The organism is Comamonas squillarum (genome assembly GCF_025309455.1).
Classification (GTDB): Bacteria; Pseudomonadota; Gammaproteobacteria; order Burkholderiales; family Burkholderiaceae_C; genus Comamonas; species Comamonas squillarum.
Genome location: NZ_CP104377.1, coordinates 3,693,727 through 3,718,863, shown reverse-complemented (window position 1 = coordinate 3,718,863; position 25,137 = coordinate 3,693,727). Strand labels below are relative to the sequence as shown.

Here is a 25,137-nt window from a genome sequence, read left to right as displayed (position 1 = left end):
CCTGCGGCTTTCCAACTGGCATGCCGCATCGAAGAAGCGTTGCGCTTCTCCGGTTTTCAACATGGGGCTGAGCTGATCAGCCCCCGTGCAGCACGTTCATCAGCTTCTGCATACGTCACTGCCTTGGCGTATCAATTCTCAAGAGACTAAATTACCGCGTCTTTATAGGCAGCCATCGTGATATTTTTCATTTGCGCCCAATCCTCCAACGAAATGGACTGTCCACACCAAGACCAACGAGGGGCCGGATCATACTTTTCAAAATCATCTGGATATAAAAATTCAGAGAATTTCATAGGATTTGGAAAATCAAAATTATCCAACAGACTATATTTCGTCAAAAATAATCTAGATTTCTCTCTCAGCTCTTGCCAACATTCTCCATTCTCAAACCCATTCAAAGATGTATTAAATTCAAGATTTTCAAAAAATCTATTTGACACCTCATCATCAAACAGATTTTCTCGTTCATTGTTTATCTCGCGATATATATCACCACCAAACAGGCCCTCCAATAGCGGCATTATCTTTAGCGAATTCAGAAAACAAGATATAAACAGCTGATACAAAGGGTTTATAATGTTCGAATTGAAATCATGATCCAGATCGATGGCTTGAAAGTGCGACTCTGCACAAACAGGCATAATCCTCTTAACGTAGAAATGCGCCAGCTGTGATTCAGGCTTAATCAAAACAAAGTTCATTAAACAATAAACTTCGTATTGGTAAAATGCCTTGTCACTTAGAGAAAGCATTTATCACATTCCAGGCGGTAACTGCAGACGCAGCGGGTTCAAAACCGGATCTTTTAAATATTCTTCACGGCTGTAGTAGTCGCACTTCCCTACAAAGAAGGGATGGTTCTTAAGTTGCTCCACAACCTCAATCTGCTTACAAAAAAGAATGGGGCGAAATGGATCATCGCCTCCCATATCCCCCGTCAAATAAAAATCCAATGCCTCACCAACCATATCCATATCCTCAAATACAGTTAGTACTGAGTCATAGGCATTTAAGGCATTGAGCTCCAAATCAAAATTCAACGCATTTATTGCAAGTGCATGAAATTTTATCGCTATGTCTTTTGAGCAATCAGTACAAGAGTAAGCAATAAAATTAATATCCCAGCAATACCAAAAAGAAATCAACCACAAGAAGGATGAATTCACCTTGGTCAGCACATCAAAAGAGCATACACCTAGGCGTGGAAAATCAGCCAATTCCCAAACTGGTCCAATTGTCGGCCAGTTCTCCCTCAAAAATCTAGGTGGGTCGTAGTCTGCATCATACGACGCAACATTTTCCATTGCCTCTTTAAAACACGACTGCCAGTCCTCTTGGTGCTTTGAAATCAAACTGAAATGAGGAAATTTGCCATTCAACTCTGACAGCAAAATATTCATTTCATCGGTTGTCAGCTTCTCAAAAATAAGTGCATTTTTATTCATGGCATGCCTATTTTGCGCAGTGATAATGATATGACCCTCCTGCAATAGGAAAGCACAAACTTTGGGAGTTATGGCCCACAGCGCTATGCCAATCCTGCCGGAACCATTGCAAATTCCCTTCGCGGCTCCATCGATGACCGGCGCCGAGCATGCGGCCCCCTTGCTGCGATCTAACGCCAAATTCAACATATATGTCTCGATGCGATTTGCTGAGAGACAACGTGCCCACCTTAACCTGTTTAACCGGAAAAGGAGAAACTTTACCTGGTATTTCGGGGGTTGGCCCATAAATCAGCAGCGCATTTCTGGTACCTCTAATAAATTCCCCCATAGCTTTAGCGACCCCCTTATTTGCAAATATTGCAGCAGACTTCCCTGCCAGCTCTGCAACCGCTACATCAAAATTTTCCATGGCATTCACAAAACCCTTTTGATTTTTTGCATCCTTCATGGAATTTTGCCACTCTGGGCCTTGGAAAACACTCCATACCTGTTGGTATGCATGTACCAACTGCAGCAAGGTCAGCGCATGGTCTAGCTTGTCCAAAATCCCGAGCGCTCTGGTACCTGCGGAAGTTACGCGCATCAAATGTCCAAAATTGGGCATCGCCATGGATATAAAAATGTTCCCACTCGGATCCACCGTATTCACCGGGTCCGCATTGCCATACAGGTACTTGTTCAAAGTCAGCGGAATGCGACTCGCGCCGGGGTGCTCATCCATCGAGATAAACCGGCCAAGCTGTGGATCGTAATCACGCGCACGGAGATGCAGCAGCCCCGTCTGGCTGTCGGCATATTCGCCGGTGTAGCGGTGGCTGGTAGCAGCGGCATCGGCCGCATTGGCGAGCATGCCTTCAGTGGCGCCCAGCGCAATGCCGAATGCGTCGTAGCTGAAGACATGGCTGGTGGCAGCGGTTTGGGCCACACGCACGCTGCCCAGGCCATCGCTGAACAGCTGGGTTTGCGCGCCAGCCGAGGTGCTGGCGATCAGCTCACCTAAGCCATCGGGGGTGTGCACATGCACGGTATCGACCCAGGCGCCGCTGTTGACCTTGGTGCTCTCGACCAGGATCTCGCTGTAGCTTCGCTGGTGGTCGACCTTGTAGTGGGTCTCCGTGGTGGTGGCGCCCTCTTTGACCAGGCGCTTGATGCGGCGGCCGCTACTGTCATAACCGTACTCAACCGTTTTAGCGCCGGTGCTGACCTTGGCCAGGCGGTTGTCCACCGTCCAGGCATAGGTGGTGGTATCGGCGGGTGATGCCTTCTGCACCAGGTTGCCGCGCTCGTCCCACTGGTAAGTGGTGGTGCCGCTCAGGCTATCCACACTTTGCGTGAGGCGGTCATGGCTGTCGTACTGGTAGGTGGTGACCTGGCCGTTGTGGCTGACGCTGCGACGGCTGCGGTTGCCCACGGCGTCGTAGACGTAGTCGATGGTCGAATCAAACACCGCAGGTGCGGTTTGTGCTACGCGCTCTTGCAGCAGCTTGCCGGCGGCGTCGTACTGGTAGCGCACGGTGCGCTCCACCGTCTCTGCCGGGCTGCCTACCCCCACCATGCGCTCGGCCACCTGGGTGCGCTGGCCTGCGGCATTGAGGGTGTAGACAAAGCTGGCAATGTCTGCACCGTCTGCCTTTTTGTGCAGCACGGCTGTCAGCTGGTTGGCCAGGTTGTACTGGTAGTCGGTGGTGCTGCCATCGGCCCGCGTCACCTGCACGCGATTGCCGGCGTTGTCGTAGGCAAAACGGGTGGTGCTGCCATCGGGGTGGGTCAGGGTCTCCAGCTGGTTGAGCGTGTTGTAGCCGGCCTTGATGGTCTGGCCCGAGGTGCTGACCTGGGTGCGGTTGCTGTTGGCGTCCCAGGCGTAGTCCAAGGTCGCACTGAAGCTGGTGCCCAGGCTGCTGTGGCTCCAGACCTCGCGGGTGACGCGGTCGTTGCCGTCCAGGGTCAGGCCCAGGTTGCCATAGGCGGTATCGGTCTGGCTGTTCATGCGGCCAAAGCTGTCATAGCCTTGGCTCAGGCTGCGGCCATCGCTGCGCGTGACTTTGCTGAGCTTGCCGCCTACGTCATAGCTGTAGATGGTCTGGCTGCCGTCAAAGTCAGTACGGCTTACCAGACGGCCTTCGCTGTCGTAGACCAGGCCTTCGCTCTTGCCGCCTGGCAGGGTGCGTGCCACACGACGGCCAGCGCTGTCGTAGCCATAGCGGGTGCTGTGGCCGTTGGCGTCGGTCTGGGTCAGCAGCTGGTTGCTGCCATTCCAGGTGTAGCCGGTCGCCTTGCCCAGCGGGTCGGTCACGGTCTTGAGGGCGCCCAGCGGATCGTGGCCAAACTGGTAGGCATGGCCCAGCGGGTTGGTCTCGCTCAGCAGCACGCCATTGGCGTCATAGGCAAACTGCGTCACCGCGCCATTGGCCAAGGTGGTGCTGGTGCGCTTTTGGGTGTTGTTGTAGACGTGGACCGTCGCCCGGCCCAAGCCGTCGGTGGTTTTGACGAGGTTGCCCGCCAGGTCGTATTCGCGCGTCACCTCGATGCCAGCGGCATTGGTCTGCTTGGTTTCACGGCCAGCCAGGTCGTATTCAAACGCCGTGCTGTTGCCGCGCGCATCCTTGCTAGATGCGAGCTGGCCTGCTGCGTCGTACACGCTCTCGACGACAAAGCCCATCGGGTCGGTGACCTTGGTGGCGCGGTCCAGCGCATCGTAGGCTGTGCGCGTGCACAGGCTACCGATGCAGCTCTGGGTTTCGTTGCCGTTGTTGTCATAGGCCCAGCTTTCTACCCTGCCATCCGGGTAGGTGGTCTTGGACTTTTCACCGCGCAGGCTGTACTCATGCGCTGTCTTGCGGCCCTGGCTGTCGGTCTCTTGCACCAGCTGGCCCGCCGCATCGTAGAGGTAGGTGCTGGTGTCGCCCACCGCATTGGTGCGGCTGGTGACATTGCCCTTGGTGTCGTAGCTGCTCTTTTCTACCACCGTGGTGGCAGGTTGGCCCGGCTGGGTGACGATGGCGCGCGTAGTGGAGATGACGTTGCCTGCGCTGTCGTAAGCGTAGGTGGTCACCGTACCGTCCGGAGCCGTCTCGGTCTGCTTGAGCGTGGTGCCATTAATCTTGGCATAGGTGTAGCGGGTGGCATTGCCGACCTTGTCGGTCATGCTGCTCAGGCTACCCGTCGGGCTGTAGCCCATGCCAAAGGCCTTGCCAGCAGCATCGGTGATGGCTGTTAGATCACCGCTGGCGTTGTAGCCATTGGTGGTGACGTTGCCTGCCGCATCGGTGATGGTGGTGACATTGCCTTGCGCATTGAAAGCCGTCTTGGTCACACGGCCGGCGGGATCGGTTTCGCTGGTGACATTGCCGAAGGCGTCGTAGCTGCGCGTGGTCTTGCGGCCCAACGCGTCGATCACCTCGATCTCGTTGTCATTGGCGTCATAGGCGTACTGGGTGGTGCCGCCTGCGGCATCCAGCACGCGGGTGATGTTGCCCCGGTCATCAAACTCATACACGGTGGTGTTGCCGTTGCGGTCCTTGATGGTCTGCTTGTTTGCCGTGTTGTCGGTGCTCACCGTCACGGCCTTGCCGGCGGCATCGGTCTGGCTCAGCACGCGCCCGGCGTCATCGTACGTGGTCTTCAGCGCCAGCCGGCCCAGTGGATCGGTATAGCTGGTCAGGCCATGCGCCACCTTGGGGTTCTCGTAACGGAAGTCGGACGCCGCATTGCTCTGGTCGACCACCGAGATCAGGTTGTCGGCCGCATCGTAGCCATAGTTCAACACCTGGCCGCCGGGGCCGCTGATCTTGCTAATCTTTCCCTGCGCATCGCGGGTAAAGGCCAGCGCCCAGCCGCCAGAGTGGCTGATACCGCTGCGCGTGAACTGCAGGCTGTTGCCATTGCGGTCCTTGATCTGCTGAATGCCGAAGTCCTTGTTCAGGATGTATTCGATGCCATCCAGAGTGGTGAGCTTGTACTGGCTGGGGTTGAAGGTCTCGGTCGTGCCCATGTCGAACAGATCACCACCGGCCAGACGCAGATCGCTGTAGCCCAGCGCTTCGAGCTTGCTGCCGCTCTTGTTGCTGGCCTTGGCGCTGAATGCGAGGCTGACGCTGGGGTTGGACGCCCACTGCAGCACGCTCACGCACTCCGGACTGGCCCGCAGGTCGAACTGCTCAAGCCTGCCGTCGGGCATACGCACCGATGCCACGCGGGAGCCTTGGGGCCGCACGCAGATCTTGCGGTTGAAGCCCGAGCCCGTCTCCTGCATCACCCAGGAGCGGCCCAGTACGCCATTGGTCTGCAGCCAGACGTCCTGGTAGTCCACCGACCAGCCGTAGCCAAAGTCCATGCGCTGCGCGCGTTTGAGCGAGTCATAACTGCGCCGCACAGTGAGCGGCAGGCCTTCGATCTCAAAAGCCATATCGGTAAAGGTCAGCTGCAGGGGCGCCGTCTTTTGCTCTCCGCTGATAGCCACCGTCACCTTGGCGCTGGTCTCATTGCCCGAGATATCGCGCACGACCAGGCCCAGGTCGTACAAGCCGTTGGCCAGGGTCTGGGGGTTGAGGTCGCCCAACTTGGCGGCCGTCACGCTGGCGCTGCCGCCGCCAATCTTGCTCCACTGGTTCTGGCCCGCTGGCGAGATCATCAGCAGGTACTCAGCCAGGTTGGCATCGGAGGCCGTGCCCACGATGGCCGTGGGCTCGAACACGTCCGTCACCGTGATGTCGTCCGAGCTGCCCGGCGCGGTGATGGCCGCCAACGGCGCCAGCACATCGCTGGGGTCCTTGACGCCGAACCAGTCGTCCACGGTCACGCTGCTGCCCTTGGCATCGCGCAAGGTGAGGCGCAGGTTGTGCTTGCCCATCGCCGTGGGCGTGAAGATGGCCTGGTAAGCGGCGTTTACCGTCACGGCACGGCCGTTCACGGTCAGACTGCTGACGGTGTAGGGCGCTGTTCCGCCCTGCGCAAACACCTGCAGGGTGGTCGATTCACCCAGGTTCAGGTATTTGGGCGATGGCGTCACGCCCGCCTCCAGCGGTCCGCCCGCTGCGGGCTCGGTCACGCGCAAGGTCCAGCTCTGGGTGACGGAGGCCTGGCCGTCCGACACCGTCACGGTGATCGCATGCGTGCCTTGCGAAGTCGGCGTGCCCGAGATCAGGCCTGTGGCCGACATGGTCAAGCTGGCCGGTGCGCCGCTCATTCGGTAGGTGAGGAAGTCACCATCCGGGTCTGTGGCCACCACCTGGTAGGCATAAGGCGCAGCAATGGCCGCAGTGGGCACGGGCGCGCTGGTGATGACCGGCTCGCGGTTGGCCGCAATCTGCAAGGTATAGCTTTGCACCACATAGGCGCCACGGCTGTCCTGCACCTTGATCTCTACCGCATGGCTGCCCAGCACCGGGCTGTTCCAGGTCAGCAGGCCGCTGGCCGATATGGCCATGCCCGCAGGGGCCTTGTCCAGCGCATATGTCAGCGGGTCGTTCTCCGGGTCGGTCGCCGTAACCTGGTATTGATAAGGCACGCCCGGGGCCCAGCGCAGCGCGGGCTTGCTGCTGATCTGGGGTGGGTTGTTGGTTGGCAGCTGCACGTAAACGCCAAAGCTTTGCGTGGCATAGGCCCCCTTGGCATCGGTGGCGCGCACGGCTACTGCATGGGTGCCGCCTTGCGCCAAGGTGGGCGTCCAGCTGATGGCGCCCGATGTGGCATGGATCGCCATGCCGGCGGGGGCTGAGACCAGCGTATAGCTGATGGCATCGCCATCCGGATCGGTCGCCCGCGCCGTGTAGGCGTAGGCCGAACCTGCGGTGGCCGAAGTCACCGGTGTGGAGCTGAATGCGGGTGCGCGGTTGGAGGCGCCCGAGACCGAGATGGCGTAGCCCTGGGTGGCGATGCCACCCTTGCCGTCCGTCACCTCCACCATCACAGGTGCCAGCCCAGCCACATTGGCAGGAACGCTCCACTGGATGGCACCGGTGCTGCTGTCAATCAGCATGCCCTGCGGGAACTCCGTCAATGCATAGACCAAGGTATCACCATCGGCATCCACGGCCTTGAGCGCATAGGTATAGCTGGCGCCCGAGACAGCGCTGGTGCCAGGCTGCGTGGTCACCCGGGGTGGGCGGTTGCCGGGCTGGCCCACGCCAATGGCATAGGTCTGCGATGCGGTGCCGCCCTTGCCGTCGGTCACCTGCACGGTCAGCTGCACCTGTCCGCTCGTGCCTGCCGGCACGGCCCAGGAGACCCGGCCCGTCTGCGCGTCCACGGTGATACCGGGCTCGCTGGTGGAGACGCTGTAGGTCAGCACATCCGCATCGGGATCGCTGGCCAGAATCTGGTACAGATAGGCCGCGCCGGCCGTGCCGGTGGCGACCGGGGTCGAATTGATCAGCGGCGGCCGGTTGGCGGTAACGCCCACGCCTATCGCATAGGCCTGGGTCACTTCGCCATCCCGGCCATCGGACACTTTAATCTCCACCATCTCGCTGCCGGCAAAGCCAGCGGGCACGGGCCACTCCAGCTTGCCGGTGGCAGAGATCGTCATGCCTGCCGGGCCGGTCAGCAGCTGGTAGCTGAGCGGGTCACCATCGCGGTCGGTGGCAACCACCTGGTATTCATACACCCCACCGGCAACGGCCGTCACCTTGGGGGTGGAGCTGATCACCGGCGGCTGGTTGCCGCTGGCGGGCAGCACTTCGAGCTGCCAGTTCTGCTGCGCGACATTGCCGGCGGTATCGGCCACCTCGATCAGCAGCGCATGCACGCCCACATCGGCCACGCTGGTGGCCCAGCTCAGCTGATTGCCAGCCCAAGCGGCTGCGGCAGGCCCGGAGGCGAGGCGGTAGCTGAGCGTCTCGCCCTCAGGGTCAGTAGCACTGACCGAGTAGCTATAGATGGCGCCAGCGCGCACCTGGCTAGGCGGGCGGCTGGTGATGGCGGGGGCGCCATTGCCATACACCGGCAGCTGGATTTCAAACGCCTGCTCGGTCTGGCCACCACGCTGGTCGTCCACTTGCACGCGCACAGCAAACTTGCCAGCGACGTTGCTGGCAAACTTCCAGGCGATCGCGCCCGTGCGCTCACTGATCGTCATGCCAGCAGGTGCCTGCAGCAGCTTCCAGACCAGGTTGTCACCATCGGCATCGCTGGCCGAGGCCGTGTAGCCGTAAGTGGCGGGGTAGGCCACATAGGTGACCGGTGTGGCGATAAACACCGGTGCCCGGTTGGGCGTTGCCGTGGTGCGAATGCTGAAGCTTTGCTTGCCCTGGTTGCCATCCGGATCAGTGGCTGCCAGGACGACCGCGGCCGTCCCCGCCACAGGCGATGGCCAGGTCACGGCGCCGCTGCTGGCGTTGATCACCAGGCCTGCAGGGCCACTGAGCACGCTGTAGACAATAGCGTCACCATCGCGGTCGCTGGCCAGCGCCTGGTAGGTATAGGGCTGGGCCACGGTGGCCGTCAACACCGGCAGGCTGGTGAATGCCGGGAACGCCTGCACGGACACCACCACGCGCTGCACATCACGGGCACCAAACTGGTCGGTGACCTGGATCACCAGCGGATAGGTGCCGGGCTCGGGGTTGGTCCAGTAAATGCCTCCAGAGGCATTGATGCTGATCCCCGCCGCCTGGCTGCCCAAGGTGTACTGCAACGGCCCTCTCTCGGGATCTGTGGCGGTGACCTGGTGGGAGAAACTCACACCCGCAGGTACCTTGGCAGGGAACTGGCTGGTGATCTGCGGCGGCAGGTTGCCATCCACCACATGGATGGAGAAGGCCTGGCTGGCCAGCAGCCCCTTGCCGTCGCTCACCTGCAGGTTCACGCGGAAATCCCCCATCAAGCCTGGCTGCCAGCTGATCTTGCCGGTGGCGGCATCCACGGTCATGCCCACGGGGGCATACATCAGCTGGTAGCTGAGCGGGTCGCCATCGGCATCGATGGCCGTGGCCTGGTACTCATACAGTTGGCGCACATCCCCAGCAAGCACCGGCTGGCTGGTAAAGATCGGCGGGCGGTTCACCGGGTCGCCCACACTCCAGTGCGCAGGCACATAGGTCGCTACCTCGCCAGAGCTGCACAGCGCATGGCCATCCACATCCAGCGCCCGGATGCTGTAGTAGTAGGTTTTTTGCGCCTGCACCGTGCGGTCCAGCCAGGTAGAGTGGCGCGACTGCGTGGTGCCCAAACGCACAAAAGGACCTTCCAGCTTGTCTGCGCGGTAGACCGCATAGCTGGCGGCGCCGGTATCGGCCCAGGTCAGCTGCACATTGCCAGGTTTGGCGCGCAGTTGCAGGTCATTGACGCAGGCGCCCTGCGGCGGAATGCTGACCGAGCCAAAGGCATCGACATAGACATAGCCGCCATGGCCGCCTTGGGAGCAATCGGCACCCACTACGCGGATCTGCAACTCGTTGCCCAGGCTGCTGTCGGGCACCTCCAGGTCCACATCGATAAAAGGGGTGGATAGCCATTTGCTGCCCTTGTAGACCGTGGTGTAGAACACGCGGCCGGGCTGGTTGGCAAAGGCAAAGTCGTAGTACAGCGTCTCGCCCTTGGTCAAATCCTTGATCTCGACAAAGAAGTAAGGCTGGTTTGTGGGATTGTGGCTGGGGTCCTCCAGCACGGCGGCATACCTGAAGCGCACATGCAGCTTGCCGTCACCCGGGTCGCGGTCGGTTTCGGCAATCACACCCTTTTGGCTGATCTCGTTGATGTGTGCGCCGTTGTCGTCGTCGTTGACCTTGGCCGAAAAATTGCCCTGGCGCGGCAGTACCAGCTGCGGTGCGCGCGGGTCAAAGCGGCCATCCACCACGCTGACCTTCTCCACGCCGCCGCCATTGAAGCGCACATCGCCAACTTGAAAAGGCGGCGCGCCGGTCAAGCCCGGGTTCAGGCCAAAGCGCTTGGTCCAGCCCGTCACCGTTTGGCTTTCAAAATCGCCATTGACAAAGATGGCGTGCGAATCACCCCCCGCGCCCAGGCCCAGCACCAGCAGCAAGGCCAGCATCCAGCTGCGCCGGCTGCCCAGCCCTCCTTTGCGCTGCAGCCACCGTGCGCCCAGCAACAAGGTGCAGCCCGACAGCAAACTCAGCGCCAGCCAGCCCATGGTGGGAATGGATTTGAGGGCGCCCGCAGGTGCATTGACGGAGGCGGATGCGCTGTTGTTGGACAACACGGGATCGGGCAGCTCGGACGCGACTGAAGCGGTATTCACCAAGTGGCCACCGGCCTGCGCCATGGCGCCCGTCACATCGATGGTGATGGAAGCGCCCACCGGCATCTCCGCCAGCACTTGGATATCGCCGCCTTGCCCTGACGCTGTGCCGCATACGGCACCACCGCGCGCACTGCAGGTCCAGCGCATGTCCTCCACGCCCGAGGGCATCAGGTCTTGCAGTCGCGCTGCGCTGACCGCTGCCGGGCCATGGTTGACAGCCACCAGCTGGAAGGCCAGCTTGCCGCCGTGCAGCACGTTGGGTGTGCTGGTGGTTTTGAACACCGCCAAATCGGCCTGCGCAGCCCCAGCAGTGCTGACACTGACCTGCACCAAGCTGTCATTGTTGGCTACATTCGTGTCCACGGTATCGGCGTTCGTTGGCGCCACCGAGGCTCGGTGCGTCAGCACGCCATCTGCAGTCGCTTTACCGGTCACCGTCACCACCACCTGGTTGCCAGCGCCAGCGGGCACCTGGGCATCCACCCGCAGCTGGTGGCCCATGCCTGGGCTGGCATCGCAGGAAGCCAGGCCCTGGGCAGTACACACCCACTGCACATCGGCCAGCGAGGCTGGCACCGTACTGCTCAAGGTCACGCCCGAGCCAGCAGCCAGGCCGGCATTGCTGACCACCAGGCGGTATTGCACCAACTCACCCACCTTGTATTGGGTACTGGCCACCGTCTGCGTGACGGCGTAATCCACTTGCGCACGGTTATCCGGTGCCGCGTCTTTGAATAAATAGAACTGCGCAAAATGCTTGCGCAGCGATGCCAGGTCATTTTGCGTAGCCCCGGCATTGTCCTGGTCACCCACAACCAACCAGACGCTGAGCTCCTGTCCGGGAGCCAATTGCCCGGGTATGGCGGACAGGGCGATCGCCATATCCTCGCCAGCAGCCGGTGCCTGGGTGCTATTTCGCAGATCACCGACCGCAGCGCGTGACAGCAAGGAGCCAGCCATATAGCCCATCTCTCCCGCTTCCCATCGATCCGCAGCAATATGGCCAGCAGGTGCGGTCAGCGTCGGGGCCAACACCGATTCGTTGAAAAAGGTGTTATCGGCAGCATCCTGGTCAATATCCACAAAGCCGGTGATGCGCACATCGTCAAGCGGCGATAAGGTGCTATTGCGAAGTAACCACTTCCACTGCACGCCACTTGCACCAAAGCTAGATTTCTCGTCATTGATAAGCGTCAAGCCGTTTTTAAGCGGTGCTTGGGCTTGCGCAGGGATTTGTCGTATTTCCTCAGCTGAAACGCCATCGCTGAAGAAAAGACTTACCCGCTCCAAAGTCATATTGGCAGTCTGTGCGGCAGCAGATGCGGACCACAGCCATAAAGTCATCAAAAATATGCTTACTCAAACTATATTTTGTTGCAGCTCTTGTCTTTGCGGCTGCGATACCTTCTGACCTGTCATACCCCGCCCGTCATCCAATTATAGAAATGGGCGCCATTCTCTCTTGAAACCTTTGTTTCTCTCTATCACTGTTTTCAAAAAGAACTATATTTACTTATGGTTTCTAAAATTATAGATTACTTACGGTGTGACTTCCGTCAATCTATTTGCCGAACCTATAAATAGAAAACTGCATTTTCAGGTAGGTTGTTTTTTCGCAAACGTCAGATTTAAAACCCGCATTAACTGCTTCTTCCCCTGCCATTCGCTGCGCAGGCCTGGCTCCAGCCGGAGCGATTCCGCGCAAATTCCCCACTTTCAGGGATAGCATTTTTCGCCCACTCGCATACCATCGCGGGGTCCGCCCGCGCGTTTTTTGGTTATCCATGCTTGAACCTTCGTTGCTTGTTGAAGATGCTCTTTTGCCTGTCCCCGTCCTGGTCGTGGAGGACGAGCCGCTTCTGCAGCAACGCTTGCGCCAGGTGCTGCACCAGCTTGGCTATGAGGACGAGGCGCTGATCTTTGCCGGCACGCTGGCAGAGGCGCGGGCCGTGTTCGCCGAGGGGCCGGTGGGCCTGGCCTTGGTGGATTTGCGCCTGCCCGATGGCAATGGCCAGTCGCTGATCGAAGAGCTGCGGGCCGAGGATCCGGGGCTGGGCATTCTGGTGGTGTCGGCCTGGAGTTCCGAAGACTTGATCCTGAGCGCGTTGCGCGCCGGGGCCACCGGCTATGTACTCAAGCAGCGCGACGATTTCGAGGTGATGCTGTCCATCCGCAGCGTGCTGCGCGGGGGCGCGCCCATCGACCCTTTTATTGCCCGGCGCATTTTGCAGCTGCTGCCACTGCGCGCGCCCAAGCCGGCCGGCCACGCAGCGCCCGCTGCCAGCGGCGGCGAGCCCGATGTGGGCCTCACGCCCCGGGAGGCCGAGATCTTGCGCCTGGTGGCCGATGGCATGAGCAACCGTGAGATTGCCAACGAAGTGCATCTGTCCCGCCATACGGTGGAGAGCCATGTCAAGCGCATTTACCGCAAGCTGGCCGTCTCCTCGCGCATGATGGCGGTGCGCGAGGCGCGTGCCCGGGGAATGATTGAGTGAGCCCGCGCGCTCACCCCCTGCCCCGCCTGTTGCAAGCCGGGGCGTACCTGCTGGCGCTGCTGCTGGTACTGCTGTTTGTGCTGCTGGCTGGACCTGCGATGGCCCAAACCGCGCCAGCCAGCACTCTCCAGGCTGGTAGCTGCAAGGCGCAGATCCTGCACGTGGATGCGGCACGCGCCAGCGCGCTCAACCCGCAGCTGCCCGCCCCTAGCGAGGGCTGGGAGCCGGTCACGCTGCCCGATCTCTGGACCCAGCGCTGGCCTGCGCACGATGGCGCGGTCTGGTACCGCATTGCCTGGCAGCGCAGCTGCGCCAGCCCACAGCCGGGGCTCGATACCGAGTCCACAGCGCCCCCCGAGCCCATCGCACTGGGCATTGATGGCATCAGTGTGGCCGGCGCGGTGTATGTGAACCATGACCTGCTCTGGAGCGATGCCTCCCTGGTCGAGCCGCTGTCGCGCAGCTGGAATGTGCCGCGCTGGTGGCTGCTGCCCGAATCGCTGCTGCAGCCCGGGGTCAACACCATCTGGGTATATGCGGTAGGCCACCGCGCCTTGAGCCCGGGCCTGGGCCAGCTGCGCCTGGGATCGCCGCAAGAGGTGGCCCAGGTGCAGGCGGGCAAACAATGGCGCCAGCGCACGGTCTACTTTGTCAATGCCGTGCTGTGTGCGATGGCCGGGGTGCTGTTCTTCAGCATCTGGTTGCTGCAGCGCAAAGCCCGCACCTATGGCTGGTTTGCACTGATGGCCTTGTGCTGGATGCTGTATTTGAGCACCTACCTCGCGGGCAGCCAGTGGCCCTGGCCCGATTCACTCACCCGCGCCCGCTTCAGCCTGGTGGCGCTGCTGGGCTATGTGCTGAGCGTATGCATCTTCACCTTCCGCTTTGGCGCGCAAAAGCTGCCCTGGGTAGAGCGCTTTTTGTGGCTGCTGGCCTTTGTCGGTGCAGCGGTCACCTGCCTGGTGCCGGCCGAGCATGCGCGCCAGGGCTTTAGCCTGGTGTGGCAGGGCGCGACGGCGGTGTTCCTGGTCAATGGGCTGCAGTTCCAAGTCCATGCCTGGTTTCCGCGCAAACGGCCGCGCAATCTGGCGCATATCCTGCTTGCCTGCATCTGGCTGCTGTTGACTCTGGTGGCGCTGAACAACCTCTACTCGGTGCTGGACCGCTGGCAGGTGGCGCGCGACTGGGCAGCGCTCAGCGGCGTGCTGGTGATTGGCCTGCTGATGCTGCTCTTGGGCGGCCAGCTGGTGCGGCAGATGCATGAGGTACGGCGCTTTAACCGCGAGCTCAAGGTCGGGGTGGAATCGGCACGCAGCGAGCTGGCCCAGGCGCTGCAGCGTGAGCATGTGCAGGCGCTGGAGAACGCCAAGCTGCAAGAGCGCATGGCCCTGGCCCATGACCTGCACGACGGCCTGGGCGGTGCCCTGGTACGCAGCATGGCGCTGGTCGAGCAGGCGGACGAGACCATCAGCAGCGCGCGCGTGCTGTCCTTGCTCAAAAGCATGCGCGATGACCTCAACCAGCTGATCGACTACGGTTCCAGCGCCGGCGCATCGGTGCCCGACACCCCCGTGCAATGGGCCGCGCCCCTGCGCCACCGCATCACCCGCATCTTGGATGAGATTGGTGTGCAAACGCACTGGAGCATTGCCGCGCAGTGGCAGGGCAGCGTCGAAGAAGGCAAGCGCCCCAATGCGCTGCAATGCCTGCTGCTGACCCGGCTGGTGGAGGAGGCGCTGTCCAACGTCATCAAGCACAGCCATGCCAGCAAGGTGCGGGTGGAGTATTCGCAACCCCGGCCCAACCAGCTGCTGGTGCGGGTTGAGGACGATGGCGTGGGCTTTGATGTGCAGGCTGTGCAGCGCGCCGGCCAATCGGTGGGCATGCGCAGCATGGCTGCCCGCGCCGAACGCCTGGGCGCCAGCTTCAGCGTGCAATCGAGCCCGGCCGGCACGATGGTGACGGCGGTGCTGCAGCTGGGGGCGGGCTTGCCTGCGGCTGCGCCGGGGGCCGCTGCGCGTTGAGCGCGGTCTGCCTTGCTACAGACAACGGGAGGGGGTGAGGTGACGGGCTTTGCTGCCGCTCGCGGTAAAGAAGGCCACTGGCTCACCATCCAAAAAAGGCCACCACAGACAGCTGCCTGTGGTGGCCTTGAGTCTTTATCCGCAACAAAGATCAGCGCTTAGTGCTTGACTGCCTCGCGCCAGCTGATGCGCTTGCCCTGGGGCTTGGGCGCTGCCACGGGGATACGGATATCGATCGGATCGCCCACCACACCGGTTTGAACGTGGCTGGTGACCGTGCCATCTTTGTCAGCGGTCAGCGCATTGCCAACGATAAGGGTATCGGGCACCTGCACGCCCGCCTGTCCGCCATCAGGGCCATCGACCACCGCCTGCCCGGTTTCCACGTTGAGGTAGTTGAGCCAGCCATAACCGCCTGCCTCGCAGGGCTCATCCGTAGGCACATTGCTGGCAACGACCAAGGTCGTGCCGGCCAGGCGCAGATTGACGTTCACCCGCTCACGCCTATCGGGCAGGTCCACATACCAGCCTTTTTTGCGGTCTTTGCAGGCCGCCTCGTTGCTTGCGCAGCTGATGCGGCGCGTCTTCGTGCCATCGGCCGCGGTGGTTGCTGTCAATACAGACTCCTTGAGATCTGCGCGGAAGGAAGGGCCAGTGGCCGTGTAGCCCTCTGCCCTGTCATCAAAGCCATAGATGGACTGCGGGTCCTCATTGCCCATATCCGCAGGCCCAAACAGCCGTCCGGTGGCAACCAGAATGCGCGGCAGCTGGGTGCTGCCCTGCACCAGCTCCACCCGGGTGGTGATGGGCTGGGGTTTGCCGCCATGGACCAGTTGCACCACCTTGTTCACCTCGAAGCGGCTGGTCGCCACATTCCACTGAAAGCGCCAGACATTGCCGTCCAGATCGCCGCCGTAGAGCAAGCGGGTGGTGTTGTCGCCAGCAGGGTCGCGCAGGTAGTTGTTGAGCTCGCGCAGGCCGCTGCCGGTGGGGGTGGTCATTTGTTCCATGACTTGCCCGGTGCTGGCATTGAGCACAAACACATGGTTGCGCCCATCGGCATTGTTGTAGCCCGAGGTCAGGAACACGGCCCAGGTGCCATTGGGGTGCTTGGAGACCAGGGGCCGGCCAAAGCTCAGGCCCATGTTCGGCAAGCTCGCTTCCCACAGGGGCTTGGGGTTCCTGGGGTCGCTGATGTCGAGCGCGTAGTAGCCTTTGCCACCCTTGTTGAAGCCGCCCACCAGGATGGTTTTCCAGCCGTTGGCGTCGCGGATATCGGCCACGACGGGCGTGCCATCGACAAAGTAGCGGTGGCCGCCGTCGTAGTCGACGCTCGCCAGCCGGGCCATCTCGGGCATAACGGCGGTGGGGACAAAGGCCCAGCGCTCGCGCGCTGCCTGGGGCACGTCCCGGCCACCAACGGTTTCGGTCTTGCGCAGGTCGGTCTCGGCATCAAAGGCATGCAGCATGCCGTCGTTGCCGCCCACATACACCATGGGCTTGCGGTTTTGCTGGCTCAGGCGGTAGGCGGCGTAGCCCTCATCCCGGTAGCGGCGGGTGGGCTTGCCCACAAAGAGCGGCTGCGAGCCGATGATGTCGCCCAGCCGGCTCTCGCGCGGGCGGTAGAGGCGCTGGGCATCGCCCAGTGCAAAGCCTTCCAGGCTGCGGTCACCGCGCAGAAAGTTCACCAGGTTGGCGCCGGCAGCGGCCTGCTGTTGCGTATCGCTCATCTGCGCGTACTGGGCCAGGCGGGTGCTGATGGCCGGGGCATCGAAATGGCTGCGCAAGCTGCCCAGGTTGGCATAGCTGAATTCGGCCAGCGCACCGGCATTCATAAACAGAATGCGGCGGTTGTCGGTGGCCAGGTCGCGCTTGTCCAGCGCCTCTTTGGCCGACCAGCCGACGATGGGCGTGCGCCGGCCCGAGTTCAGCCCGATTTCAAAGGCCTGCAGATCGCCCGACCAGCGGCCGGTGCGGTAAGTGGCGGCATAGGCAAAGTTGTTGCCCGCCTCGGTGATGGGCGAGGACACGCCGACACTGGCGCCAGAGCCCAGAGCCGCACGGATATCGGCAAACACCTCGGCCAGGCCAGCCTGGATGGCGACCGGGTCGTTGGCGCTGAAGTACAGCCCACGGCCATTGACGGCGGTGTGCCAGAAGTCATCGATGGACTCGGGGCGCTCGTAGTCGCGGGTGTCGTCCTTGGGCCAGATGGGCCAGGTCTTGAGGCCGCTGCGCAAATGGGCAAAATCGCCCGCGCCGTTCTTGTAGTTCTTGTCATAGCGCAGGGCACCCGAGACGCCCATGCCGATCACATAGGTGCTCATGTGCTGCCAGGTGGCCTTGTCATCTTCGGCGCCCGTCCCCACGGGCCGCACCTTGTTGTCCCAGCCGCGCGGCGTATCGCTGCTGCTGCCCGGGCGCAGATCGGTGGCGTAGTAGTACTGCGCCACATCGGCCAGCGAGTTGCTGCTGCCGCCCGTAGCCGGGCCCAGGTGCTCTTCGTCGCAGGGCAGCTTGCCGCAGCGGGTATGGGCCGCTGGCAGCGCAGACCAGGGGGCCGTGCCAGGCTGGGGTTTGCCATTGGGAGGGTCGGGAGGCTGGACCACCGTCGGCGCTGCGTCGAGCGGATAGCAGACCGCGGGGGATTCCAGATCGCCGCTGAAGAGGACAATGCCCGGTGGGCTGACCAACGTACGGCCTGTTTCTGCGGAGCCCACCAGGCTCACGTTGTAGGTCATGTACTCACCGTGGTAGACCTTCTTTTGGCCCTTGTACTCTTGGCAGGTGGCTGCCGGGCAGTCATCCGGCTTGGTGGGCACAATCGTGGTCGAGCCCAGGCCCACACCGCTGCAGTCGGTCACCACATGGGTCGCCGGGTTGTAGCCGGGCACGCACAGCTCGCCTTGGGGCACGTTGATGGTGGTGGGGCCTTCTTGCACGCACTGGGTCTCGACGCCACTGATGGGATTGGTGCCCGCCTCGCAGGCGGCAAAGGCTTCAGCCGATTGCAGGTAGACCAAGCCTTCAGGGGTGCTCTCGTCGACACTCTCGCAGGTGCTGGTGGTCCAGCCATTTTCCTGAACGGGTCGCCCTGCGCCCACCGCCTGCGCGACCAGCGCTTCACAGGTTCCATAGGCCAAGTCAATGTCACTGCTGCGTGCTCTGCAGTTCCCGATGGCTTTGTAACCATCGACCAGGCCTTGGCAGCTGGCAACACGCACGCCATTTTCTTGCATCCGTTCACAGCTGGTTCGCGTCCAATCCGGAGGGCCGGATTCCTCAATCACGCAATGCTGCACATTCTCCGTGCGCTGGACCCCCGGCACGCACGAGCTGTAAATACAGCCATTGGCTGGTGTGGCATTTTGGGGGGTGCAGGTAGCCGGATTGGTTGGCGTTGGAGGGGGCAGCTGCACGCCCTCCATACCCGGAGCGGGTGTGCACTGGCCCGGTTGGGGCGTCCATTCCTGCCTGTCCTGGCATTCGATGCCCACCCAGCCGTTGTCGGCCGAGGGGGCCCGTGGCGTGCACGATGGCACCGCCCGCCAAGGGTTGCGCTGCTGCGCGCATGTCAAATCGATGTTTGACGAGAAAAGGGTACGGCAGCTCGCGGAGTCTTGCTGCACCGGGCCGCTCCAGGTGCTTTGGGTATTGTTGCATTCCACCGTGTAGTTGCCCTCGATCCCGGCCTTGCAAGCGCTGGGCGCCACCGTGCTGCTTACTGGGGCGCCTCGTGCCTCACACTGCATGTTGATGCGGCCGGGTTGGTTGGGCAAGTCGCCGGGCACGCAGGCGGCCACTTTTTCTGAGGCGCCGCGCTGGCGGCACTCGGTATAGGTGCTGCTGGCCGCATCCCATACCGGTGCGCTGGTGACCGGGCAGCTGTTGTCGGTTTCGCCTTCGTCGCCATTGACGGCCTCACGGGTGCAGCTGGTATGCCGAAAACCATTGGCCTGGCTGGCCGCCTGCGGAACACACTGGTCCTGGGGCACATAGCGCTCCTCACGGTGGCTGCTGTCGCAGTTGCTGTATTCCACCAGCGCGGTGCTGCCGCCTGCAGCGGCAATATCGGCCGCCAACTGGGGGTGCAGGCTGTTGCAGGCCAGCACGGGGCCGCTGTAGGCCGGCACGGCTACGCCTTCGCAGGCAATGGTGCCCACGCCGGGCACATACTGGCCATTGCGGCTGCAATAGGCCGAGGCACTGACATCGCGCTCGGTGGGGCCGTCGCACTCCACCTGGTAGTCCCCTGCCCTGCCGGGTGTACAAGACTGCACCACCTTCCAGCTGTCGCCCCCGGGCGGTTCGACCTTGCAGCCGCTGGCAAAGGCCTCGCACACGGACTTGTCGGTGGTCTTGAGCTCCACCTCGCCCAGTGCCGGGTTTTTGTACCAGTAAAAATAGCGCTTCTCACGCGTCTGGCTGGCTACCGCCCGGGCCCATGGCGTTTGGGTTTCCGTGCTCCAGGTGGTAACAAGCTTGTTTTTGTACTGCTTTTTGTTGATGTAGTTCCAGTTGATTTGCTGCTGGTACTGGTTTTTGGTGACGGTATGCGTGCCTTGGGCATACCAGTACTCGCTTTGCATCGCCGACAAATTGCCGTCCCATGGACCAGGGGCTTTGTGGGACACCCGCAATGTTTGGTTGAAGTACCTTTTGATCCACGACAGATCGCCGTTATGCCAGCTTTGGCGCAGCACATCCTTTTTGATGATCTTTTTGTAGACCGTCTCGGTCTTGGTGCCGCCACCGGGCACGGTCACCTTCCAGCCCACGGTGCAGGCGGCCAAGCCGTAGGTCACCGATGCATCCCGCTCCAGCTTGTAGCCACTGACCGAGCCATCGTAGACCGGGCGGGGACGCAAGCCATCGGGCCCGGTCAGCGACAGCGGCGGGCCATCCTGCTGGCCGACCAGGGTGGTGCCATCGATTTGCACCGGGCCTTTGCCCTGGGTCTCCTGCCCCACGTTCCAGTAGCCATCGGTGGTGACGATGGCATAGTGCCGCTGGCAGGCGGAGACGACGGGATCGACAAAGGGCCGCATGCTGTCATTGATGCTGTCGCTTTTGCCCGCGTAATAGCGGCCGACCCGCGCCAGCGCCTCACGCGTGGGCGAGGTGCCTCCGGTTTGGGTGCCCTGGATGGCCTGAAACCAGGCCTGCTTGTCGCTGCCGGCAAAATCTTGCACCGGCAGAAAATGGCTGTGCGCGCCCGTGCCTGGCTTGGCCACCGTCAAAAAGCCGACCCGGAAGTTGTCATTGAGCGCGCCAAAGGCCAGGCTGACAGAGGACTTGGCCATGTTGATGCGCGTGCGGTAGTAGCTGTACCAGATGGCAAAGTTGCGCTCTTGCGCAGCAGCGTTGGCCAGCTTGACGCGGATCCAGCGGCCGCGCATCTGGCCGCCTGGCACCCCCTCGATCGGCTGGGCCACGGTGCCGCTGTCCTGCACGCTGCCGTCATCGACATGGAGGCTGGGGACATCGGGCCAGGTACAGCTGGCCTCCCGCTCCCAGCTGGGCATCGTGGGGTAGGTGGCGCTGCTGGGCTGCCATTGGAAATAATAGGCCCGCTGGGGCGGGTCGTCGTTCAGGCTCTGCCGGCGTGTGTCGCCGTCATAGGCGCGAAAGGCGTTGGCGAGGTTGACGGCGCCGCGCGCCTGGTCATAGCCATCCTTCCAGGCCGCCGAGAAACTGGGCACCGGCATGTCGGTGATGCCATCGGCCTGCTTGGGCAGCGGATAGCTGGTATCGGGGTTGTAGTAGAGCGTATTGCACAGCGCGCTTTTGTAGCCCACCGGGAAAAAGTTGGCGTTCTTCTCCCAGTCATCGGGCATATGGCTCCATTTCATGGAGTCCGAGGTGTCGAGCAGCAGCATCACATTGGGCTTGACCTGGTCGGCCAGAATGCCCAGCGGAATATCGGCAATGTCCACCGCATCCGACGATGCGGAATCGGCTGCCGCACTGCTGGCAAACAAGCCCGCTGCCACGGCGGCGGCAGCGAGCATGGCCCCCAGGCCTGCGGCCCGGCGCCCGCGCAGCGGGGGTTTTAATTTCTGAAGCATTTCCCTCTCCTTCGTCCTCGTGGCTGTTCGGCCCCTGCGGGCCTGCGGCTGCTGCGGGCGTCTGCGCGCCGGGCACTGCCGCCCTGTTTGCGTTTTTCAGTCCCGGCCCTTTGCGGGGGCCGCCCTCTACCGAGCGCCTTCGCCTTCAATACACCGTCATCTGCACATAGCTCACCGTCGCGCGCGGGCCCAGGGCCCGGGCGCTGATGCGGTACATCGGCCGGTCGTTGCAGGGCAGCACGCTGCCTGCGTCGTCCGACGAGCCCGGGCAGCCCGTGCTCGGCGGCGTGACACAGGACTGGCCATCCGCATTCCAGGCGCCGGCATGGCTGCACAGGCGGTGGATCATGTAGTGCACCTCGTTGCCCAGGCCGTCATCGGCGCTGGCTTGTTTGGCACCGGCGTTCCATGGCAGGTCCTTGGCGGGGACGCTGGGAACGACCTGCGCGTAATAGCCTTCGCTGGGGTTATCTCGATCCAGCGCGGTGCCGTTTTGCGATAGCTGTTCGAGCTGTGCCAGACCATGCTCCAGGCCCAGATCGGCCCCGGTGGTCGCGGTCTGCTTGAAAGCCAGGCTGCCTGCAATGGACGAGCCCGTGGTGGTGGTGCGCACCAGCGCAAGGCTGGTGAGCGTCATCACCAGCAGCACGATGAGTGCTACGAGCAGCACCACGCCGCGCGCGGCCTGCGGGCGGGTTGCGGACAGCGGTGTACAGTTTTGGCGTTTCATGGTGCTTGTTGCCCCCACAAGGTGTTGCGCAGCGGGATCACGCTTTCGTAGACCCGGTAGCGGTAGTGCTTCCAGCCATCGCCAGTCATATCAAATTGCTTGCTGCCATTGGCCCAGCGCGGAGGGTCCTGCGTGACTTCATCGCGCTCGTACTGGGAGCTGCGCACCAGCACCGCCAGGCGCACCGCTAGCACCCTGTCCCAGGTCGAGCCGCTGCTCAAGGTCGCCGTCCACTGGTCATTGCCGTCAATCTGGCCGTCACCGTTCAGGTCATAGCCATATTCGGCCTGAAAGCTGAGCACATCGTGTGCCACCGCCACGCTGCCCGTGCTGGTCTCGTTCAGGTGGTTGTAATAGACCAGCTCCTGGCCTTCGAGGCTCCAGACATGCAATTGCGGATCGGGCCCCAGGTTGTAGAGCGCGCCCTCGCCCAGGCTGGTGGTGCCGCCATCGAGCATGTTGCGGCGGCCGCCATGGTTGAAGCGAGGCGCCACTTCACTGCCGGTATAGAAGTTGATGTAGCTGCCGGTGCCCTGGCTCACCCGGTTGCTGGGATAGGATGCGCTGCCCGTGTCCGTCGCCACCGTAGAGCCTGCGCCTGCGGTGATTTCCATCATCAGGCAGTCTCGGCTATCGCTGTCCGAGGTGCCCACCGCCACATCGCCCGCATGCAGGCCCGCATTGGATTTCTCCATGCTGAGGACGCCATTGGCACTGGCCTCGTAGCGCGATCCGCTCACCATATTGGCCGTAGAGCCGCTGAGCACCCAGAGCTGCGTACGACCTTCGGAGGCGGCAATGCGCACGGGGACCAGCGGAAACGTGAAGGCACGGCCATTGTTATTGGCTTGCACCGAACAGCCCAAATGCCGCGCCTCCATCGCGGCAAAGCCCAGGCCCGCCGAGCGGATGTCGCGCTCAATGCTGAACAAGGCCAATGCACCCGCCGTTTGGGCGTCGGTCACCGCAGAGACCGTGCGGCGCTGCTTTTCAGACACGCCATAGAGCTGGTAGATCACCAGCATGCTGGCCATGCCAATGGCCACGCCAACGAGGATTTCGATGATCGAAAATCCCGCTTGCGAGCGGCGCTGCACCTGGCCGCAGCCCGTGTGCCTGCTGCGCTGCAGACGGGGCATGGACGTCGTTTTCATGCGGGGGGGCCTAATGGACATAGGCCTGGATCTGGTAGTTGCGCAAGCCGGCGTCGTGCGGGGCTTGCCAGCACAGGGTCACCGTCACTTTATTGAGGCCGTCTGTGGTGTCGACCAAAATCTGTTGCCCTGTGGGTACCGCACCAGGTAAACCCAACACATGCTGCGGGCCACCGCGCGCGGCAGAAAGCAGGTTAATGACATCGTTGTTGTCGGCCTCAGCCCCGCTGAAACTACATCGCTCAACACTGCCACTCACCCTGTGCTGCATTTTTTGCAGTGACGCAGCAAGCGCCTGTGGCGAGCTGCGATCGACCTTGAGTGAGATGGCCTGCACGATTTGGGAGGCATACATGCCCGCCTCCGTGCGGTAATGCGCCTGGCCCGACCAGTTGACAGATCGTGCCGTGAGCCCGGCGATGCCCAGAATGCCAAACACAATGATCATGATGGCGACCAGCGATTCGATCAGCATCATGCCCCTCTGACCTGCTGCAGTTGCATGGGAATGGGCGGGCAAGGCCATGCGAGATATCAGCATTGGCGGTTGTCTCCCTCATCGGTGATGGACGGATCGCACAGCCGGACCTGGCCGCCCGGCGAGATGACCACGCGCAGACAGCGCTGGCTACCACTGTCTTCCAGGCAGGCAGCGTTGCTGGATTTGAAGTTCACGGCGATGGCCTCGGATGTGCGGCCCAGGCTGTCAAAGGTGACCGTCTCTTGCTCGGTTTCCACCGTCACGGCCGTTGCACTCTCTGCTGGCTTGCTGGCGATCGGTGTGTCACCCACCATCAGCCTCCAGCCCAGGCCGCTGTCCGTCAGCCCAAGCACTACATTGGTGTTGCGGCGCAGCGCTTCAGCCCTTGCGAGCTGGGCTCCGTCATAGTAGGCCTGGGCAACCGTGCGGATCTTGGAATCCAAGATATAGATACTGGCCGATGGCATGGCCATCAGCAGCAAAAAGACGGTGAGCGCCAAGCCCACCATCAGCTCGATCAAGGTAAACCCCTGGTTGGTATGGAGCCTGTGCATCAGCAGCTTCCGTCCTTGCGGATAGACCAGCAGCCGCTGCCCTTGGTCCAACCCGAAGGTGTGCTTGCGGTGTTACGCGCGCCTTCGTGGGTCAAGACGAAAACAAAACCGGACATGGATCCTTTGCCCTCCGCCTTCACCGTGTAATAAGATTTGTGCCCGTCACAGATGTATTTGAAGCGGGCAGTTTCCGCTGGCTCCGCAGCTATCCTGCTTTGACAGGCGCCCACATAGGTCCTGTGATCCTGGTAAAACTGCTCCATCTTGGCCCCCATATCGGCCAATGGCGTGATGCCCGCCACGATCTGCCCACGCTTGACGTACTCGTCATAGCTAGGCAAGGCAATCGCCGCCAGGATGGCCACAATGGCCACGACGATCATCACCTCGATCAACGTAAAGCCGCGCTGCATCCAGCGCCGTACAGGGCCGCTGCAGCCCGTGTGGACTCGCGTCAGCGGTATGCGGACCGCTTGAGAAACCTTCATAACGACACCCCCTCACCGCCGCTGCACCAGAGGCGGCAATGCTCCAGAAAACCGGCTGGTGGATTCCTCCCCGCAGACTCCACCAGGGAGTCGGAAGGCTTCCATCCATCGATTTCATTTATTGAAATTTAGAAATTCATACGAACTTCATCAGGAGGGCATCATACGTGTCTGTTAGTAAATTACTTTCCAATAACTTACATCAATAGTTATTTTATAAATCTATAACTCCCTAGATTTTGAGCGAGTGAATGCGCGCTGCGCAGAGGACGTGGAGCGGTCCGCAACGCCGTAATAGAAATATTTTGATAGCACCCTAGATAGCAACAACGTTGGTTATCGGGGGCTGAAAGGCTGGAGAGCCACGGGTGAGGGTAAAGAGCGGCGTGCGTTTGGCAACCCGCAAGCGCGCAGGCGCAACCGATGGCCGGGCATCGTTTTACACAGCCTATGCTGTTGCAAATGTGCAGCTTGATGCATATCAAGCTTGCAG

Annotated in this window: 11 protein-coding genes; 2 read left to right on the top strand and 9 right to left on the bottom strand. The window is 61.7% G+C overall.

The window, feature by feature from the left end; all coding sequences use genetic code 11:
- Positions 1-146: 146 nt before the first annotated feature.
- From N4T19_RS17120 to N4T19_RS17110, 3 genes are read right to left on the bottom strand one after another with little or no spacing between them, the layout of a single operon-like run.
- On the bottom strand, positions 147-755 hold the full coding sequence (locus tag N4T19_RS17120) for a hypothetical protein (RefSeq protein WP_260718610.1): 609 nt from the start codon (positions 753-755) through the stop codon (positions 147-149).
- Positions 756-758: 3 nt separating this feature from the next.
- Positions 759-1,448 carry a hypothetical protein gene (locus N4T19_RS17115; RefSeq protein WP_133248106.1) on the bottom strand — a complete coding sequence of 230 codons (690 nt, stop codon included), beginning with the start codon at positions 1,446-1,448 and terminating at the stop codon, positions 759-761.
- Positions 1,449-1,455: 7 nt separating this feature from the next.
- Positions 1,456-11,847 carry a putative Ig domain-containing protein gene (locus N4T19_RS17110; protein WP_260718609.1) on the bottom strand — a complete coding sequence of 3,464 codons (10,392 nt, stop codon included), beginning with the start codon at positions 11,845-11,847 and terminating at the stop codon, positions 1,456-1,458.
- 587 nt (positions 11,848-12,434) lie between these two features.
- Here N4T19_RS17110 and N4T19_RS17105 point away from each other — a divergent pair.
- Positions 12,435-13,145 carry a response regulator gene (locus N4T19_RS17105; RefSeq protein WP_116925438.1) on the top strand — a complete coding sequence of 237 codons (711 nt, stop codon included), beginning with the start codon at positions 12,435-12,437 and terminating at the stop codon, positions 13,143-13,145.
- A 29-nt stretch (positions 13,146-13,174) separates the two neighbouring features.
- Positions 13,175-15,169 (top strand): sensor histidine kinase, encoded by a 1,995-nt coding sequence (locus N4T19_RS17100; RefSeq protein WP_260718608.1) that lies wholly within the window; start codon positions 13,175-13,177, stop codon positions 15,167-15,169.
- Positions 15,170-15,327: 158 nt separating this feature from the next.
- On the opposite strand, the gene N4T19_RS17095 is transcribed toward N4T19_RS17100, so the two are convergent.
- The 6 genes from N4T19_RS17095 to N4T19_RS17070 form a co-directional block, all read right to left on the bottom strand.
- On the bottom strand, positions 15,328-21,237 hold the full coding sequence (locus N4T19_RS17095; protein WP_260718607.1) for a pilus assembly protein: 5,910 nt from the start codon (positions 21,235-21,237) through the stop codon (positions 15,328-15,330).
- A 145-nt stretch (positions 21,238-21,382) separates the two neighbouring features.
- Positions 21,383-21,967, bottom strand: coding sequence for a pilus assembly PilX family protein (locus N4T19_RS17090; protein WP_182344487.1), 585 nt, complete (start codon positions 21,965-21,967; stop codon positions 21,383-21,385).
- Positions 21,964-23,121 (bottom strand): PilW family protein, encoded by a 1,158-nt coding sequence (locus N4T19_RS17085; protein ID WP_182344485.1) that lies wholly within the window; start codon positions 23,119-23,121, stop codon positions 21,964-21,966. The genes N4T19_RS17090 and N4T19_RS17085 overlap by 4 nt, the downstream gene beginning before the upstream one ends.
- A 10-nt stretch (positions 23,122-23,131) precedes the next feature.
- Positions 23,132-23,599: a PilV family protein gene (locus N4T19_RS17080; RefSeq protein WP_182344482.1), complete on the bottom strand. Its 468-nt coding sequence runs from the start codon at positions 23,597-23,599 to the stop codon at positions 23,132-23,134.
- A 56-nt stretch (positions 23,600-23,655) separates the two neighbouring features.
- Positions 23,656-24,156 (bottom strand): GspH/FimT family pseudopilin, encoded by a 501-nt coding sequence (locus N4T19_RS17075; RefSeq protein WP_260718606.1) that lies wholly within the window; start codon positions 24,154-24,156, stop codon positions 23,656-23,658.
- Entirely contained in the window at positions 24,156-24,644 is a 489-nt protein-coding gene (locus N4T19_RS17070) for a type IV pilin protein (RefSeq protein ID WP_269780256.1), read from the bottom strand. Before N4T19_RS17070 ends, N4T19_RS17075 begins: the two co-directional genes overlap by 1 nt.
- Positions 24,645-25,137: the final 493 nt, after the last annotated feature.

What these genes read in the sequence shown, in the direction of transcription:
- N4T19_RS17120 (WP_260718610.1), bottom strand. Translation starts at nt 755, where the DNA reads ATGCTTTCTCTAAGTGACAAGGCATTTTACCAATACGAAGTTTATTGT.
- N4T19_RS17115 (WP_133248106.1), bottom strand. Translation starts at nt 1,448, where the DNA reads ATGAATAAAAATGCACTTATTTTTGAGAAGCTGACAACCGATGAAATG.
- N4T19_RS17105 (WP_116925438.1), top strand. Translation starts at nt 12,435, where the DNA reads ATGCTTGAACCTTCGTTGCTTGTTGAAGATGCTCTTTTGCCTGTCCCC.
- N4T19_RS17095 (WP_260718607.1), bottom strand. Translation starts at nt 21,237, where the DNA reads ATGCTTCAGAAATTAAAACCCCCGCTGCGCGGGCGCCGGGCCGCAGGC.
- N4T19_RS17090 (WP_182344487.1), bottom strand. Translation starts at nt 21,967, where the DNA reads ATGAAACGCCAAAACTGTACACCGCTGTCCGCAACCCGCCCGCAGGCC.
- N4T19_RS17085 (WP_182344485.1), bottom strand. Translation starts at nt 23,121, where the DNA reads ATGAAAACGACGTCCATGCCCCGTCTGCAGCGCAGCAGGCACACGGGC.
- N4T19_RS17080 (WP_182344482.1), bottom strand. Translation starts at nt 23,599, where the DNA reads ATGATGCTGATCGAATCGCTGGTCGCCATCATGATCATTGTGTTTGGC.
- N4T19_RS17075 (WP_260718606.1), bottom strand. Translation starts at nt 24,156, where the DNA reads ATGCACAGGCTCCATACCAACCAGGGGTTTACCTTGATCGAGCTGATG.
- N4T19_RS17070 (WP_269780256.1), bottom strand. Translation starts at nt 24,644, where the DNA reads ATGAAGGTTTCTCAAGCGGTCCGCATACCGCTGACGCGAGTCCACACG.